Source organism: Streptomyces sp. Root1304 (genome assembly GCF_001426405.1).
Lineage (GTDB): Bacteria > Actinomycetota > Actinomycetes > Streptomycetales > Streptomycetaceae > Streptomyces.
Map to the genome: position 1 here is coordinate 180453 of NZ_LMEP01000024.1, position 17080 is coordinate 197532.

Annotated in this window: 12 protein-coding genes and 1 pseudogene; 6 read left to right on the top strand and 7 right to left on the bottom strand. The window is 72.2% G+C overall.

Features of this window, described 5'->3' with window-relative positions; all coding sequences use genetic code 11:
• Positions 1-18 precede the first annotated feature (18 nt).
• On the top strand, positions 19-912 hold the full coding sequence (locus tag ASD33_RS25480; protein WP_056564998.1) for an LLM class flavin-dependent oxidoreductase: 894 nt from the start codon (positions 19-21) through the stop codon (positions 910-912).
• A 147-nt stretch (positions 913-1059) separates the two neighbouring features.
• On the opposite strand, the gene ASD33_RS25485 is transcribed toward ASD33_RS25480, so the two are convergent.
• Complete coding sequence (locus tag ASD33_RS25485; RefSeq protein ID WP_063992034.1) at positions 1060-1497, bottom strand: DUF6083 domain-containing protein; 438 nt, start codon at positions 1495-1497, stop codon at positions 1060-1062.
• 235 nt (positions 1498-1732) lie between these two features.
• Positions 1733-2296 carry a MarR family winged helix-turn-helix transcriptional regulator gene (locus ASD33_RS25490; RefSeq protein ID WP_242427265.1) on the bottom strand — a complete coding sequence of 188 codons (564 nt, stop codon included), beginning with the start codon at positions 2294-2296 and terminating at the stop codon, positions 1733-1735.
• 171 nt (positions 2297-2467) lie between these two features.
• On the opposite strand from ASD33_RS25490, the gene ASD33_RS25495 reads away from it, so the two are divergent.
• From ASD33_RS25495 to ASD33_RS25510, 4 genes are all read left to right on the top strand, one after another.
• On the top strand, positions 2468-3160 hold the full coding sequence (locus ASD33_RS25495; RefSeq protein ID WP_079045016.1) for a hypothetical protein: 693 nt from the start codon (positions 2468-2470) through the stop codon (positions 3158-3160).
• 1 nt (position 3161) lies between these two features.
• Positions 3162-4145 (top strand): SGNH/GDSL hydrolase family protein, encoded by a 984-nt coding sequence (locus ASD33_RS25500; protein ID WP_056565001.1) that lies wholly within the window; start codon positions 3162-3164, stop codon positions 4143-4145.
• On the top strand, positions 4142-4834 hold the full coding sequence (locus tag ASD33_RS25505; protein WP_056565003.1) for an NAD(P)H-binding protein: 693 nt from the start codon (positions 4142-4144) through the stop codon (positions 4832-4834). Before ASD33_RS25500 ends, ASD33_RS25505 begins: the two co-directional genes overlap by 4 nt.
• A gap of 119 nt (positions 4835-4953) precedes the next feature.
• A complete protein-coding gene (locus tag ASD33_RS25510; protein ID WP_056565006.1) occupies positions 4954-5820 on the top strand; it encodes a Cof-type HAD-IIB family hydrolase in 867 nt (288 codons plus the stop codon).
• A gap of 55 nt (positions 5821-5875) precedes the next feature.
• On the opposite strand, the pseudogene ASD33_RS25515 reads toward ASD33_RS25510, so the two are convergent.
• The 5 genes and pseudogenes from ASD33_RS25515 to hisC all read right to left on the bottom strand — a co-directional run bounded on the left by ASD33_RS25515 (position 5876) and on the right by hisC (position 15154).
• Positions 5876-7589 (bottom strand): annotated as a pseudogene (locus tag ASD33_RS25515) (GAF domain-containing protein).
• Positions 7590-7608: 19 nt separating this feature from the next.
• The gene (gene cydD / locus ASD33_RS25520) at positions 7609-11229 is read right to left on the bottom strand and encodes a thiol reductant ABC exporter subunit CydD (RefSeq protein WP_056565009.1); all 3621 of its coding nucleotides are present in this window, start codon (positions 11227-11229) and stop codon (positions 7609-7611) included.
• 29 nt (positions 11230-11258) lie between these two features.
• A complete protein-coding gene (cydB, locus tag ASD33_RS25525; RefSeq protein ID WP_056565011.1) occupies positions 11259-12260 on the bottom strand; it encodes a cytochrome d ubiquinol oxidase subunit II in 1002 nt (333 codons plus the stop codon).
• A gap of 18 nt (positions 12261-12278) precedes the next feature.
• A complete protein-coding gene (locus tag ASD33_RS25530; protein ID WP_056565014.1) occupies positions 12279-13787 on the bottom strand; it encodes a cytochrome ubiquinol oxidase subunit I in 1509 nt (502 codons plus the stop codon).
• A 269-nt stretch (positions 13788-14056) separates the two neighbouring features.
• Positions 14057-15154: a histidinol-phosphate transaminase gene (hisC, locus tag ASD33_RS25535; protein ID WP_056565017.1), complete on the bottom strand. Its 1098-nt coding sequence runs from the start codon at positions 15152-15154 to the stop codon at positions 14057-14059.
• 390 nt (positions 15155-15544) lie between these two features.
• Here hisC and ASD33_RS25540 point away from each other — a divergent pair, with 390 nt between their 5' ends.
• Positions 15545-16651, top strand: a complete 1107-nt coding sequence (locus ASD33_RS25540) for a LacI family DNA-binding transcriptional regulator (RefSeq protein ID WP_056565020.1) — start codon at positions 15545-15547, stop codon at positions 16649-16651.
• Positions 16652-17080: the final 429 nt, after the last annotated feature.

A 17080-nucleotide genomic window follows, 5' to 3' on the forward strand; every position in this document is an offset into this window, starting at 1 on the left:
CGCGCGTAGGGTGGCGTCATGCGCTTGAGTACGGTGATCCTCCCCATCCACCGATGGAGCGAGGGGCAGAAGACCTGGCGGCGGGCCGAGGACCTCGGGTTCCATGCCGCGTACACCTACGACCACCTGTCCTGGCGGACCTTCCGGGACGGCCCGTGGTTCGGCGCGCTGCCCACGCTCACCGCGGCGGCGACGGCCACCGAGCGGATGCGGCTCGGGACGCTCGTGACCTCGCCGAACTTCCGGCATCCGGTGACGCTCGCCAAGGAGCTGATGACGCTCGACGACATCTCCGACGGGCGGATCACGCTCGGCATCGGCGCGGGCGGCAACGGCTTCGACGCGACCGCACTGGGCCAGGAGCCGTGGACTCCGAAGGAGCGGGCGGACCGTTTCGGCGAGTTCGTGGGGCTGCTCGACCGGCTGCTCACCGAGGACGCGGTGACGGAGAGCGGCACGTTCTACTCGGCCGACGAGGCACGGAACATCCCCGGCTGCGTCCAGCGCCCGCGGCTGCCGTTCGCGGTGGCGGCGACCGGGCCGCGCGGTCTGAAGCTTGCCGCGCGGTACGGGCAGGCGTGGGTGACGACCGGTGACCCGAAGATCTTCGACGAGGGCACCCCGGAGCAGTCGCTGGCGGCGCTGCGCGGCCAGGTCGAGAAGCTCGGCAAGGCGTGCGCCGACACCGGCCGGGAGGTCGCCGAGCTGGACAAGGTGCTGCTGACCGGCTTCACGCCGGACCGGAACCGGCCGCTGGAGTCCGTGGACGCGTTCGTCGACTTCGCCGGGCGCCACCGCGAGATCGGCTTCACCGAGATCGTGATCCACTGGCCGATCGCCGACTCCGAGTTCGCCGCCGACCAGGCCGTCTTCGAACGGATCGCCACCGAGGCCCTCGCCCAGCTGGGCTGACGACGGGGCGCCCGGCACGGGAACGGGGGACCGCGGGGTGGACCACCGGCGGGACCCCGGCCGGTCAGGCGGGGGACCCGGCCCGGTCAGGGCAGGACCCCGGCCGGTCACGCCGTCCGTCGGCCGGTCAGGCGGTCCGTCGGCCGGTCACGCGGTCCGTCGGGCGTGGTCCTGCCACAGGGCCCGCATGACGGGGGAGCCGGCCGGCTCGGGGCCGGCCGGGCAGACGTCGAAGTGGCTCACCCGGCAGGTGTCGGAGGGCACGGCGGACCCGAGGTTCACGGCCGTTCCGTCGCCCGCGACCCGCCAGCGGCTGCCCGCCGGGACGACACCGGCCGCCAGCTCCCCGGGTTCGATCATGATCCAGCGTCCGCGCACCGTGCGGTGCCACGCGGCGGACGCCCCGCACCGACGGCAGGTCGCGGTGGACGGCTGAGGCCGTCGCCCGGAGGCCACGGCATCGACCAGGCCCGCCAGGACATCGCCCACCAGCACCGGATCCCGCGCGGGCGGGCTCGCCCCCGTCCCCTCGCACTCCGCGCAGAGCGCCATGCCGAGGCTCGCGACCCACGTCGCGTACGGCACCCCGCAGGAGTCGCACCTGTCGCTTCTCCGGCCCGAGCCCATGCCCCCGCCCCCTTTGAGACGCCTTCCGCTCCCAGGGATCTTCCCCGTCGAACGGAAAACGAACGGACGTTTACGGCCACGTCGGGACAGGCCGCCCCGCGCCACGCCGGGGACAGACCGCCCCACGCCGCGCCGGGGAGAGCCCCTCCCCACCTCGCGGCGGGCCCCCGTCCACCTCCGGGGGAGGCACCGCTCAGTTCGGCCGGCCGCCCGCCCGCTTCGGCAGGTTCCGGTAGCCGGGGTGGACGCCCGGGGTGAGGCCCTGCTGCTCCGCGATCCGCCCGAGGAGCGCCGTCAGCCGTACCCGGTCCTCCTCGTCCAGCGCCGCGAACAGCTCGTCCTCGTGCGCGGCGGCCACCTCGCGTACCCCTTCGAGGGCCCGGCGGCCCCCCTCGGACACGTACAGCTCGTGGTGGCGGCGGTCCTCGACGCTGCGCCGCCGTTCGACGAAGCCCTTCTGCTCCAGGTTGTCGATGAGCGCGACGACCCGGCTCGGCACCACGCCGAGGTCGGCGGCGAGGGAGCGCTGACTCCGGCCCGGCTCCATGGCGATCATCCGCAGCAGACCGACGTCCGGCGGTGCGAGTCCGAGGGCCCCGACCCGTTCGCCGAAGCGGCCGGCCGCGTGCGCCCCGAGCTGGGCAAGCAGAAACGCGCCGCCGCGCGGGGGCGCGAACGGGGGCGTCCCCGCGTCGTCCGGGCCGTCCCCGCCTCTCGGGTCCTGCGGGTCTTCCACTGGTTGCCGGTCGCTGCTCACGGAGTTAGGGTACGCGAAAAGAATGATTCTCCACTGTGAACTATTCTTCTGAGAGAACGGACCGTTGCCGTGTCTGCAGAGAGCTGGACCGACCCCCGGCCGACCGATGTCCCCCGAGAGCGAGAACCTGAGCGCGAGCGCAGGGAAGCCCAGGGAGGACCGCCGCCGGGCGTGCTCGCCGTGGTGTTCACCGCCCTGTTCCTCGCCGGGCTCGTCCTCAGCACCGTGCTCGCCGGCGGCGACCCGTTCCCCTCCCCCTTTGGGGAGACGAGCGAGATCGTGGCCTACTTCCGCACCCACTCCGACGCCGTCCGGATCTCCGGCGCCCTCCAGTTCGCCGCCTCGATCCCGCTGGCCGTGTACGCCGCCACCGTCTCGGCCCGGCTGCACCGGCTCGGCGTCCGGGCCCCCGGCGCCACGATCGCCCTGGCCGGCGGCCTGCTCGCCGCCGGATTCCTGGCCTGCTGCGGCCTGGTGAGCTGGACCCTGTCCCGTACGGAGGTCCTCGAACTCCCGTCGCTCGTACGGGCCCTCCAGTACCTGGCGTTCGCCACCGGCGGCCCCGGGCACGTGGTGACGCTCGGACTGCTCGTGGCCGGGATCGCCGTCCCCGGCCTGCTCGCCGGGCTGCTGCCCCGCGCCCTGGCGGTGACCGGTCTGGTGCTGGCGACCGTCGCGGAACTGGCCACCCTCACCCTGCTCTTCGACGGCGCCGCCCTGCTGCTGCCGCTGGCCCGCTTCACCTGCCTCGGCTGGCTGATCGCCGCCGGGTTCCTGCTGCCCCGGCACCGCGCCCGGGCCACGGCCGGCGCCCGTACGCGCACCGGGACCGGCCCCCTCACCCGCACCCGCGAGGAGTCCTGACATGACCGAGAGCCGTACCCACGACAAGAGCCGCGACGGCGCGGAGCGCACCACCGCCCCCGACCACGCCCTGACCGCCAAACTCCTCCGCTTCCAGCAGCCCGAGAAGACCCTGCGCTACCTGGGCGAACTCTCCGACAGCCGCCTCGCCGACCTCTTCGGCCTCGAGCTCGACACCTACCGCGCCGTGCTCCGGGACATGGACGACCAGGCCCGGAACACCGCCGCCGAACTCCTCGAGGACCCCGCCTTCGCCGAGCGCGTCGACGCCCTGCCCTTCCGGCCCGGCCAGCGGATCGTGGCCCTCGGCGAGAGCACCACCGCCGACCGGCTCTCCTGGTGCGCGATCCTGCGCCACCTCCTCCCGGACGGCGTCGTGTTCGTCGACCTCGCGGTCTCCGGGCTCACCACCACCCAGGCCCTCGCCCAGCTCCCTCCACCGCCCCATCTGCGCCCCGACTGGGTCCTCTGCATGCTCGGCGCGAACGACACCCGGCGGATCGGCCGCGGCGCGGACGCGCCCGGCACCCGGCTCGTCAGCGGTCCCGAGACCGAACGCAATCTCCTCGCCCTCCGCGAACTCGCCGCTCCCGTTCCTGCCGCCTCTCCCTCTCCCTCCCCCTCTCCCGAGACCTCTCCCGAGACCGCTCTCCACGGGGCGGACCGCTGGATCTGGCTCACCCCCAGCTCCGTCGACCAGGAACGGGCCGACGCGTATCCCCACTTCCGCCACGCCGGGACCGGCTGGAGCGCCGAGGACGTCGACGGTGTCGCCGACTTCCTCCTCGGCCGTCCCGAACTCACCGTCGACACCCGGCCGGCCACCGTGGGCCTGCACCTCGACGACGGGATCCACCTCACGCTCGAAGGCCAGCGGGCCGTCACCGTCGCCCTCGTCGAGGCGTTGACCCCGAAGGCGACGGAGACGACGGGGACGGCAGGGGCAGCGGGGACGGCGGTCACGGCGGAGGCGACGGCTTCATGAGGCTCCTCCTGTTCGGCGTCACCGGTGGCACCGGCGCGCAGCTCCTCACCCAGGCCCTCGCCGCGGGTCACCAGGTCACCGCCGTCGCCCGCGACCCGGCCCGGGTGCGGACGACGAACTCGGCCGAGGACCCGGACCAGGACCCATCCCAGGCCCAGGCCCAGGCATCCCGCCTGACGGTCCTGCGCGGTGACGCCCTCGCCCCGGACACCTGGCGCCGGGCCGTCCCCGGGCACGACGCCGTCCTCTCCTGCCTCGGCAGCACCGACCGCAAGCACCCGACGACCGTCTACTCGCAGGGCACCCGGAACATCGTCGAAGCCATGCACGCGTCCGGCGTCGACCGGCTGCTCTGCCTCTCCTCCGCCGGCCTGGAGATCACCCCCGACGTGCCGCTGCCGCAACGGCTGGTCACCCGGTACGTGATCCAGCGCCTCTACCGGCACGGCTACGCCGACATGGCCCGGATGGAGAACTTCATGGCCTCGGCGGCGGCCGGGGACACGGCCTGGACGGTGGTACGGCCGCCGATGCTCACCGACGGCCCGCTGACCGGCCACTACCGGACCGCCGCGAACGGTCATCTGGACCGGCCGAAGTCCCTCTCCCGCGCCGATCTCGCGCACTGCCTCCTGGCCCGGGTCGAGGACCCCCGCACTCACCGGGCCGTCCTGGAGGTCGCGTACTGAGACCACCCCGGCCTCCCCCGCACCTCGAACCGCGCCCGGAGGAACGGAAGGCCGGAATCCAGTCACTCATATGTGCGGCTCCCCGCACGCACGTGCGTCCGGTGCGGAAGAATGGGGCGGTGACCTCTCCTCGTTGCCCGCACCCGTCCGCCCCGGCTGCCCGGCTGATCGCCACCGACCTCGACGGCACGCTGCTGCGCGACGACAAGTCCGTCTCCGCGCGCACGGTCGCCGCACTCGCCGCGGCCGAGCAGGCCGGCATCGAGGTCTTCTTCGTCACCGGCCGCCCGGCCCGCTGGATGGACGTCGTCAGCGAGCACGTCCACGGCCACGGTCTGGCGATCTGCGCCAACGGCGCCGCCGTCGTCGACCTGCACGCGGGCGGCGCCTTCCTCGAAGTGCGCCCGCTGGAGCGGTCCGTCGCCCTCGACGTCGTACGGGCCCTGCGCGCCGCCGCGCCCGGCACCTCGTTCGCGGTCGAGCTGACCACCGGCATCCACTACGAGCCCCTGTACCCGCCGTTCTTCCTCGACCCCGGCGCGACCGTCGCCACCGCCGAGAAGCTCCTCTTCGAGGAGGCCCCGGGGGCCGCCGCCCCCGTGCTCAAGCTGCTCGCCCAGCACCCGGAGCTCGACCCCGACGCGTTCCTCGCGGTCGCGCGGGAGACGGCCGGGGACCGCGCCGCCATCACGCGGTCGAGCCCCACCGCCCTGATCGAGATCAGCGCCCACGGCGTCTCCAAGGCCTCGACCCTGGCCCGGTGCTGCGCCGAGCGCGGCATCACGGCCGAGGAGGTCGTCGCCTTCGGCGACATGCCCAACGACATCGAGATGCTGAGCTGGGCGGGCCGCTCGTACGCGATGGGCAACGCCCACCCGGACGTGATCGCCGCCGCCTCCGGCCGTACGGTCGGCAACAACGAGGACGGCGTGGCCGTCGTCATCGAACAGCTGGTGGCCGAGGCGACGGCCGCGAAGGGCCACTAGCTCGCCGGCCGGGCACCGCCTCCGCAAACGGCAGACGAGAGTGTGACGACAGGCCCTAGAGCGGCGCCTCCCACACCACCGTCGTACCGCCCCCGTCCTCGCCGATGCCCGGTCCGCACCAGCTCGCGCCGCCGAGCGACTCGGCCCGCCGCGCGAGGTTGCGCAGGCCGCTGCGCCGCCCGCCCGCCGGAAGGCCGATGCCGTCGTCGGCGACTTCGAGCCGTACTCCGGCGGAGCCGTCCGGCAGGGTGACGCCCGCGTCGACGACCACCTCGATGCGGCTCGCCTCCGCGTGCCGGAAGGCGTTGGAGAGCGCCTCGCGCAGCGCGGCGATGAGGTTCTTGCCGGTGAGTTCGCCGACCGTCGCGTCGATCGCGCCGAGGAAGCGGTGCGCGGGCTTGAAGCCGAGCGGCACGGCCGCCATGTTGATCTCCCGCAGGACGCGGGTGCGCAGCCCCGAGGGGGCTTCGGCGGGGCCCTGCTGGAGCGCGAAGATCGCCGTACGGATCTCCTGGATCGTCACGTCCAGTTCGTCCACGGCCTTGCCGACGCCCTCGCGCACGGCCGGAACGATCGACCTGCGCTGGGCGCCCTCCAGCATCATGCCGGTGGCGAAGAGCCGCTGGATGACGAGATCGTGCAGGTCACGGGCGATCCGGTCGCGGTCCTCGTAGACGGCGAGGCGCTCCCGGTCCCGTTGGGCGTCGGCCATCATCAGGGCGAGCGCCGCCTGCGAGGCGAACTGGGTCGCGAGCGTCCGCTCCGCCTCCGTGAACTGCCGCGCGCCCCGCACCCGGGGGGGTGGCGAGCGCGCCGAGCACCCGCCCGCCGCTCTGCAGCGGCAGCATCATGCTCGGGCCGTACGGGGAGGTCAGCCGGCTGATCATGCGCGGGTCCTTCGACGCGTCGTCGATGAAGACCGCCTCGCCGTCCAGGAGCTGTTCCACCACTGCGCTCTCGGGCGGGATCACCACGCCCAGCGACTTCGTGGGCCGGGGCGAGGAGACGGCGACGATCTCCAGGCCGCCGTCCTCGGCGGGCAGCAGCACGATGCCGGCGTCCGCGTCGGCGAGACGGCGGGCCTGTTCGGCGACGACGGCGAGGGCGTCGTCGGCGTCTCCGCCGGAGAGCAGCGCGGTGGTGACGGCGACCGAGCCGTCGATCCACCGCTCGCGCTGCCGGGCGGCCTCGTACAGCCGGGCGTTGCCGATGGCGATGCCCGCCTCGGTGGCGAGCACCCGAACCATGTGCACGTCGTAGTCGTTGAACTCGCCGCCGCCGTGCTTCTCCGCGAGGTACAGATTGCCGAAGATCTCGCCCTGGACGCGGATGGGGACGCCGAGGAAGGTCCGCATCGGGGGGTGTCCCGGCGGGAAGCCGGCCGAGCGCGGGTCGGTGGAGAGGTCGGCGAGGCGGATCGTCTGCGGGTCCTGGATCAGCGCGCCCAGCAGCCCGGCGTGGCCGTCGGGCCGGTGGCCGATGCGGCGGGCCACCTCCTCGTCGACGCCGAAGGTGACGAAGTCGGACAGGCCCTTGCCCTCGTCGTCGACGACCCCGATCGCGGCGTAGCGGGCGTCCGCGAGTTCGGCGGCGGTCTCGCAGATGCGGTCCAGGGTGGAGTGGAGTTCGAGCCCGGTACCGACCGAACGCATGGCCTCCAGGAGCTGCGGTACGCGGGCGGTCAGTTCCGTGGACAGCCCCTGGAGGCTGCGGGTGGCCTGTGTGGCGGCTTCCAGGGGGTCCGGGGCGTCGGACGCTTCGGCGGTCATGGCCTGAGCCTAGTAAGTCCTATTTGGCGAGAAAAGTCGGCTGGTCGCCGCCGGGGGCGGGCAGGGCGGCCTCGGGGCCGACGACGAGCAGGTCGGTCGCCCGTTCCTGGTCGAGCATCCGGCGCAGCGGGCCCTCCTCCGCGGCCAGTTCCGCGTACGGCCCGTGCTGCACGGTCCGTCCCCCGTCCAGGACGAGGACCTCGTCGACCGCGTCGAGTCCGTGCAGGCGGTGGGTGATGAGGAGGGTCGTACGGCCTTCCGTGGCCCGGAGCAGATCGTCGGTGAGCGCGTCGGCGGTGGCCAGGTCGAGGTGCTCGGCCGGCTCGTCGAGGACGAGTACCGGGAAGTCGGCGAGGAGGGCGCGGGCGAGCGCGAGCCGCTGGCGCTGGCCGCCGGAGAGCTGGGAGCCGTGCTCGCCCACGAGGGTGTCGAGCCCGGCGGGCAGAGCGTCCACCCAGTCGAGCAGCCGGGCCCGGCGGAGCGCCTCGCGCAGTTCCTCGTCGCTCGCGCCGGTACGGGCGAGCCGCAGGTTCTCCCGTACGGAGCTGTCGAAGAGGTGCGCGTCCTGAGCGCAGAGCCCGACGAGGCGGCGGACCGCGTCGCCGTCGAGCTCCCAGGCGGGCACGCCGCCGATCCGGTACATGCCGTGCTCCACGTCCAGGAACCGCAGCAGCACCTGGGCGAGCGTGGTCTTGCCGGAGCCGGAGGCGCCGACGACGGCGACCCGGCGCCCGGCCTCCAGGGTGAGCCGGAAGTCGGTGAGCGCGGCTCGTTCCTGGCCGGAGTGCCGGGCGGAGAGCCCGTCGAGCACCAGCGGGAACGGGCTCGCCGGGGGAGTCGCGGGCCGGACCGGCTCCCGTACGGGCACGGGCGCGTCGAGCACTTCGAAGACCCGCTCGGCGCTGTGCCTGACGCGCTGGCGGTACTGGACGGCGAGCGGAAGTCCGGTGACGGCCTCGAAGGCGGCGAGCGGGGTGAGGACGACCACGGCGAGGGCGACGCCGTCGAGCCTGCCGTCCGCCACGGCCCGCACGCCGACGAGCGCGGCGGCCACCACGGTCAGGCCGCAGACCAGGGCGGAGAGTCCGGCGCCGAGCGCGGTGGCGGCGGCCTGCCGGGAGGCGATGCCGGTGAGCGTCCGGTCGGCGGTCCGCGCCCGCTCGATCCGGCCGCGCAGCGCACCGGCCACGGTCAGTTCGGCGCAGCCGCGGAGCAGGTCGGCCACGGCGGTCGCGAGGGCGCCGCGCGCGGGGGCGAGCCGTCGTTCGGCACGCCGGGCGAGTGCTCCCGAAGCCGCCGGTACGAGGACGCCGGCGACCAGCAGGCCGACGGCGAGGACGGCACCGGCCTCGGGCAGCAGCCAGGCGGTGAACCCGGCGGAGGCGACGCCCACGACGAGCGCGGCGCCCGCCGGGAGCAGCCAGCGCAGCCAGTAGTCCTGGAGGGCGTCGACGTCCTGGACGAGCCGGGCGAGCAGGTCGCCCCGCCGGGTGCGGCGCAGTCCGGCCGGGGCGATCCGCTCCAGGCGCCGGTAGACGGAGACCCGGAGTTCGGCCAGCATCCGCAGGACGGCGTCGTGCGAGACGATCCGCTCCGCGTAGCGGAAGACCGCCCGCCCGATGCCGAAGGCGCGGGTGGCGGTGACGGCCACCATCAGATAGAGCACGGGCGGCTGTTCGGAGGCGCGGGAGATGAGCCAGCCGGACACGGCCATGAGGCCGACGGCGGAGCCGAGGGCGAGGCTGCCGAGCAGCAGGGCGAGCGCCATCCGCCCCTTGAGCTCCTCGGCCGTGCCCCGGACCCGGCCGAGGACGGAGCGAGGGGTGCGCTGGGGGGTGCTCACGACGCCGACGGCGTCGGGGGCGTCGGGGGCGTCGGGGCTGTCGGTCCCAGGCGCGGCGGCCTCGGTGGCCGCGGCCTCGGTGATCGCGACCTCAAGAGCGGCGGCCTCGGAGACGACAGCTTCATGGGCGCCCGCCTCAGAATCAGCCTCTCCCCCCTCCGCCGCCGGAACCACCCGCACCACCCGGTCCGCCACCGCGAGCAGCGCCGGGCGGTGGACGACGAGGAGCACGGTCCGGCCGGCGGCGAGGCGGCGGACCGCGTCGACCACGCCCGCCTCCGTCTCGCCGTCGAGCGCGGCCGTCGGCTCGTCGAGCAGCAGCAGCGGGCGGTCCGCGAGGAAGGCCCGGGCGAGCGCGAGGCGCTGCCGCTGTCCGGCCGAGAGCCCCACGCCGTCCTCACCGAGCGGGGTGTCGAGCCCCTGCGGGAGCCCGGCGACGAAGCCGTCCGCCCCGGCGTCCCGCAGCGCCTGCCGTACCGCCTCGTCCGAGGCGTCCGGGCGGGCGAGACGGACGTTCTCGGCGATCGTGCCCGCGAAGAGGTACGGCCGCTGCGGCACCCAGGCGATCCGCGACCGCCAGGCCTCCAGGTCGAGCGTGGCGAGGTCCTCTCCGCCGACGCGGACGGAACCGCCCTCCTCCGGCACCGCGAACCCGAGGACGACATCGAGCAGCGTCGACTTCCCGGCCCCGCTCGGTCCCACCAGGGCCACCGTCTCGCCCGGTTCGACCGTCAGCGTCGTCGCGTCGAGCGAGGGCTCGGCGCGCCCGGCGTGGCGTACCGTCACCCCTTCCAGCTCCAGGCGCACGGAGGCGGGGACGGCACGCGTTCCGCTCTCCCGCACCGGCTGCTCCAGGACGTCGAAGATCTCCTCCGCCGCCGCGAGCCCTTCCGCCGCCGCGTGGAACTGCGCTCCCACCTGCCGCAGCGGCAGATAGGCCTCCGGGGCCAGGATCAGGATGACGAGCCCGGTGTACAGGTCGAGCTCACCGTGGACGAGCCGCATGCCGATGGTCACGGCGACGAGCGCGACCGACAGGGTCGCGAGGAGTTCCAGGGCGAAGGAGGAGAGGAAGGCGATCCGCAAGGTGCGCATCGTCGCCTGCCGGTACTCGGAGGTGATCGTGCGGATCGACTCGGCCTGGGCCTTCGCCCGGCCGAAGATCTTCAGGGTGGGAAGCCCGGCCACCACGTCCAGGAAGTGCCCGGAGAGCCGGGAGAGCAGCTTCCACTGACGGTCCATCCGGGCCTGGGTGTACCAGCCGATCAGGATCATGAAGACCGGGATGAGCGGCAGGGTGACGACGATGATCACCGCCGAGACCCAGTCCTCGGTGACGATCCGGGCCAGCACCGCGACCGGCACGACCACCGCGAGGCCCAGTTGCGGCAGATAGCGGGCGAAGTAGTCGTCGAGGGCGTCCACCCCCCTCGTCGCGAGGGCGATGAGCGAGCCGGCCTTCTGGCCGCTCAGCCAGCCCGGCCCGAGCGCGGCCGCCCGGTCGAGCAGCCGGCCGCGCAGTTCGGACTTGACCGCCGCGCTCGCCCGGTGGGCGGCGAGCTCGGTCAGCCAGGAGACCAGCCCCCGGGCCGCCGCCACTCCGGCGAGCAGCAGCAGGGGGGTGGTCAGGGCGGAAACCGACTGGCCCTTCTGGAAGGACCCCACCACGATCTCGGCGATGAGCATCGCCTGGGCGATGACCAGCGCCGCCCCGACGAGGCCGAGTACGACCACCGCGATCAGAAAGACACGGGTGGCCCTGGCGTACCGGAGCAGGCGCGGATCGATCGGTTTCACGTGAAACATGCTCCCCTGAGAAGGGCCGGCTAGTGGGTCTCGGCGATGTGCTGCGTACCGATCCGCTTGCGGAACACCCAGTACGTCCAGCTCTGGTAGAGCAGCACCAACGGGGTCGCGATCGCCGCGCACCAGGTCATGATCTTGAGCGTGTACGGGCTCGACGACGCGTTCGTCACGGTAAGACTCCACTCGGGGTTGAGCGAAGAGGGCATGACGTCCGGGAACAGCGCGAGGAAGAGCATCGCCACGGCGGCGGCGATGGTGACGCCCGAGAGCGCGAACGACCAGCCCTCGCGCCCGGCCCTGATCGCGACGATGGCGCCGACGAGCGCCACCACGGCGACCAGCATCGCCGCGAGGCTCCAGCTGTCACCCGTGTCGACCTGGGTCCAGATCAGGAAGACGAGCGCGAGCACCGCCGTGACCAGGCCGAGCTTGAGCGCGAGCGCCCGTGCCCGCACCCGGATGTCACCGACCGTCTTGAGCGAGGCGAAGACCGCGCCGTGGAAGGTGAAGAGGGTGAGCGTGACCAGGCCGCCGAGGATCGCGTACGGGTTGAGCAGGTCCCAGAAGTTGCCGACGTACTCCATGTCCCCGTCGATCTTCACGCCCCGGACGATGTTGCCGAAGGCCACGCCCCAGAGGAGCGCGGGGATCAGCGAGGTCCAGAAGATGGCCTGTTCCCAGTTGCGCTGCCAGTTCTCCTCGGGCCGCTTCGCCCGGTACTCGAAGGCGACGCCCCGGACGATCAGGCAGACCAGGATGATCAGCAGCGGCAGGTAGAAGCCGGAGAAGAGCGTCGCGTACCACTCGGGGAAGGCGGCGAAGGTCGCGCCGCCGGCGGTGAGCAGCCAGACCTCGTTGCCGTCCCAGACGGGCCCGATGGTGTTGATGAGGACCCGCTTCTCGGCCCGGTCGCGGGCGAGCAGCTTGGTCAGGATGCCGACCCCGAAGTCGAATCCCTCCAGGAAGAAGTAGCCGATCCAGAGGACGGCGATGAGTACGAACCAGACGTCGTGGAGTTCCATGCCTCGATCTCCTGAGCCTCAGTACGAGAAGGCCATGGGGCGGTCGGGGTCACGAGAGTCCCCGCCGATCTTGGTGGGCGGGTTGAGGTCGTCCTCGGTGAGCTCCGGCGGGCCCGCCTTGACGTACTTCACGAGGAGCTTGACCTCGATCACGGCGAGGATCGCGTAGAGCGAGGTGAAGACGATCATCGAGGTGAGCACCTCGCCCTGGGAGACACCGGGGGAGACCGCGTCCCGGGTGCGCAGCACGCCGTAGACGACCCAGGGCTGACGGCCCATCTCGGTGAAGATCCAGCCCCAGGAGTTGGCGATGAGCGGGAACGCCATGGTCCAGAGGGCGACGATCCAGTACCACTTGCCCAGGCGGGGGCTGAGTGCCTTCCGCTTGAACAGGACCAGGTTCGGCACCTCGTCCTCACCGGTCCGCATCCCGGGGGCCAGCATGAACTTCTTGCGGGTCAGCCAGAGGCCGAGCACACCGATGCCCAGCGAGGCCATGCCGAAGCCGATCATCCAGCGGAATCCCCAGTACGCGACGGGGATGTTGGGCCGGTAGTCGCCGGGCCCGAACTTCTCCTGCTCGGCCTTGTTGACGTCGTTGATGCCCGGGACGTACGAGGTGAAGTCGTCGTTGGCGAGGAAGGAGAGCAGGCCGGGGATCTCGATGGCGACCGTGTTGTGGCCCTTCTCGACGTCGCCGTACGCGAACACCGAGAAGGGTGCGGGCGCCTCGCCGTCCCAGAGCGCCTCGGCGGCGGCCATCTTCATGGGCTGCTGCTTGAACATGACCTTGCCGAGCAGGTCACCGCTGATGGCGGTGCCGAGTCCCGCGATGATCAGGGTGATGAGGCCGAGCCGCAGCGAGGTCCGCATCACCGGGATGTGCTTCTTGCGTGCCAGGTGGAAGGCGGAGATGCCGACCATGAACGCGCCGCCGACCAGGAAGGCCGCCGTCATGGTGTGGAAGAACTGGGTGAGGGCGGTGTTCTGGGTGAGCACGTGCCAGAAGTCGGTGAGCTCGGCCCGGCCGCGCTCCTCGTTGATCCGGTAGCCGACCGGGTGCTGCATCCAGGAGTTGGCCGCGAGGATGAAGTACGCGGAGAGGACGGTGCCGATCGACACCATCCAGATGCAGGCGAGGTGGATCCGCTTCGGGAGCTTGTCCCAGCCGAAGATCCACAGACCGATGAAGGTCGACTCGAAGAAGAAGGCGATGAGCGCCTCGAAGGCGAGCGGCGCCCCGAAGATGTCACCCACGAACCGGGAGTAGTCGGACCAGTTCATGCCGAACTGGAACTCCTGGACGATGCCGGTGACGACACCCATGGCGATGTTGATCAGGAAGAGCTTGCCCCAGAACTTCGTCGCCCTGAGGTACTTCTCCTTCTCCGTCCGCACCCAGGCGGTCTGCAGTCCGGCGGTGAGCGCGGCGAGGGAGATCGTCAGGGGGACGAAGAGGAAGTGGTAGACGGTGGTGATGCCGAACTGCCAGCGCGCCAGGGTCTCTGGCGCCAGAGCGAGGTCCACGTCGTTTTCTCCTTACATCGCCGTGGTCACATCGGCAGTTTGCCCTGCTGATCCCACACATTAAGGGAGCAACCAGGACACGCTTGTGAACGCGTTCACATTCACAAGCATTATGGCTCATACGAAATCCGTATCTTCTAGGGGGGGTCCCCTCCCCCTAGAAGGGTCCCCTCCCCCTTGGACCCGCACACACAGCGACCCCCACGAGCGGGACGCTCGCGGGGGTCGGGATTCTGTCGGGGCGGGCCGTCGGCCGCCCGCCGGGGCGGTCAGCCCTCCTCGCGGAAGCCTTCCGCCGCCTTCAGGAACAGGTCGTTCGCCTCGGTCTCGCCGATCGTGACGCGCACGCCCTCGCCCGCGAACGGCCGCACCACCACGCCATGGCGCTCGCACTCCGCCGCGAAGTCCATGGTCCGCTCGCCCAGCCGCAGCCAGACGAAGTTGGCCTGGGTGTCCGGCACGGTCCAGCCCTGGGCCACCAGCCCCGCGTGGACCCGCTCGCGCTCGGCCACCAGGGAGCCGACCCGCCCGAGCAGCTCGTCCTCGGAACGCAGCGAGGCCACCGCCGCGTCCTGCGCCAGCTGGCTCACGCCGAACGGCACCGCCGTCTTGCGCAGCGCCGCCGCCACCGGCTCGTGGGCGACCGCGAAGCCGACCCGCAGGCCGGCCAGGCCGTACGCCTTGGAGAAGGTGCGCAGCACGGCGACGTTCGGCCGGTCGCGGTAGAGCTCGATGCCGTCCGGGATCTCGGTATCGCGGACGAACTCGCGGTACGCCTCGTCGATGACCACCAGAACATCGGAGGGCACGCGGTCGAGGAAGCGCTCCAGCTCGGCCCGACGCACCGCGGTGCCCGTGGGGTTGTTGGGGTTGCAGACGAAGATCAGCCGGGTCCGGTCGGTGATCGCCGCGGCCATCGCGTCGAGGTCGTGCACCTCGCCGTCGGTCAGCGGCACCTGCACCGAGGTGGCACCGCTGATCTGCGTGATGATCGGGTACGCCTCGAAGGAGCGCCAGGCGTAGATGACCTCGTCACCCGGGCCCGAGGTCGCCTGGAGGAGCGACTGGGCGACGCCGACGGAACCGGTGCCGGTCGCGATGTGCGAGACGGGCACGCCGAAGCGGTCGGCCAGCTCCTCGGTGAGCCCCGTGCAGGCCATGTCCGGGTACCGGTTGAAGTTCGCGGCGGCGGCCAGCGTGCTCTCCATGACCCCCGGCAGCGGCGGGTAGGGGTTCTCGTTGGAGGACAGCTTGAAGGCCACCGGGCCGCCCGAGGCCGCCGGCCTGCCCGGCTTGTAGGTGGGGACGCCGTCCAGCTCGGCGCGCAGCTTCGGGCTGCCCGTGCTCGTCCCGCTGGTCTCGCTCACAGTGTGGCCTCCTCGACCGTCCGTACCGCCAATGCTCCTCACCTTAAGAGGATTCGCCTCTGCTGCGAATGGGCTGTGGACAACAGGAGGGACACGCTGTGGACACGGCGCCGCTCATCCTCCGGAGCAGGGGGGCGCGCGGTTGGGTGGCACGCGCCGGTGGCGGGCGCCGTGGCGCGCATCCCCCGTAGAGGTGAGTTGAGACCTCTTCGAGACCTCGCCCCCTCGCCAGGCCTATGCCGTTCGACGACCACGGAACCCACGGTAATGACCCTAACTACCTTGGATTTAGCGCCTCTTACTAGTTTTCGATCATGCAGAAACGTGCCTGTCAATGCCTGCATATGCGACCGGCCCAACCGCCCCTCATCGCCCTACTATCGGCTCGCCATGACAGCAGCAGGGAAGCACCAGGTGAGCCGGGCACAGACCCGGGGAAGCCGGCAGGGCCGGGCAGGCATCCGGGACGTGGCCGCCGCCGCCGGGGTCTCCATCACGACTGTCTCCGACGCGCTCAACGGCAAGGGCCGACTCCCCGACGCCACCCGGCGTCACGTCCGCGAAGTCGCCGACCGGCTGGGCTATCGCCCCTCCGCGGCGGCCCGCACGCTCCGCACAGGCAAGTCGGGGCTCATCGGCCTGACCGTGACCACGTACGGGGATGAACCTTTCACCTTCACCGAATTCGCGTACTTCGCGGAGATGGCCAGAGCCGCCACATCGGCCGCACTCGCCCGGGGCTACGCCCTGGTCATCCTCCCCGCCACCTCCCGACATGACGTCTGGTCGAACGTCGCCCTCGACGGCACCGTCGTCATCGACCCCTCCGACCACGACCCGGTCGTCACCGAACTGGTCCGCCAGGGCCTGCCCGTCGTCTCCGACGGACGCCCCGCCGGCACCCTCCCGGTCACCGCCTGGGTCGACAACGACCACGAAGCCGCCGTCCTCGATCTGCTCGACCACCTCGCCGACGCCGGCGCCCGCCGCATCGGCCTCCTCACCGGAACCACCACCGACACGTACACCCGCCTGTCCACCACCGCGTACCTGAACTGGTGCGCACGGGTGGGCCAGGACCCCGTCTACGAGGCCTACCCGGCGCACGACCCGTGCGCGGGCGCCGTCGCGGCCGACCGGCTGCTCGCCCGACCGGACCGGCCCGACGCCGTGTACGGCCTCTTCGACCCCAACGGAACCGACCTCCTCGCGGCCGCGCGCCGCTACGGACTCCGCGTCCCGGACGACCTGCTGCTGGTGTGCTGCAGCGAGTCGACCGTCTACGCCACCACCGAACCGCCCATCACGACGCTCTCGCTCAAACCGCGCCGGATCGGCACGGCCGTCGTCCAGCTCCTCATCGACGCCATCGAGGGGATCGACACCGACGGACCGGTCGAGCAGGTGATACCGACCGAACTCATCGTCCGCACCTCCTCGCAGCGCCGTTCACCCCGAACGACGGTCAGTCCGCCGCGCCAACCCTCGAAGGACTGAACTCTCCGACGGGTCGTCACCCCACCGCCGTCCCGCCCCTGCCCGTGGGCCGGGACGGCGAAACCGGCCGGCACACCGGCCCCAACCCTGGACTGGACCTTCTCAATTCGGGCGAAACAACCGGTGAACCCGGAGTGGACCCGGATTCACCACCCCTGGTGCGTCACACAGGACGACCCTCATTCCTATGATGGGCGCACGACATCGCGGACCACCCCCACCAGGCCGGTCCGCGATGTGCAGGGCATCGCGACGGTGGTGGAGGGGTCCATGACTCAGGGGGCCGGGCAGGAGCCCGTGGCGCGCACGGCGACATTGCGTGACTTCCGTGTACCGCCGTACGCCCGTGTGCCCGTACAGGGCCACGCCACCGATCCGACGAGTACGGAACCCCTGCCGGTCCCGCCACCGGCCGAGACCCCACCCACC

Excerpts from the sequence above, each read along its gene's own strand:
- cydB (WP_056565011.1), bottom strand. The coding sequence starts at position 12,260 with ATGGAACTCCACGACGTCTGGTTCGTACTCATCGCCGTCCTCTGGATC.
- ASD33_RS25500 (WP_056565001.1), top strand. The coding sequence starts at position 3,162 with ATGACCGAGAGCCGTACCCACGACAAGAGCCGCGACGGCGCGGAGCGC.
- ASD33_RS25540 (WP_056565020.1), top strand. The coding sequence starts at position 15,545 with ATGACAGCAGCAGGGAAGCACCAGGTGAGCCGGGCACAGACCCGGGGA.
- ASD33_RS25505 (WP_056565003.1), top strand. The coding sequence starts at position 4,142 with ATGAGGCTCCTCCTGTTCGGCGTCACCGGTGGCACCGGCGCGCAGCTC.
- ASD33_RS25480 (WP_056564998.1), top strand. The coding sequence starts at position 19 with ATGCGCTTGAGTACGGTGATCCTCCCCATCCACCGATGGAGCGAGGGG.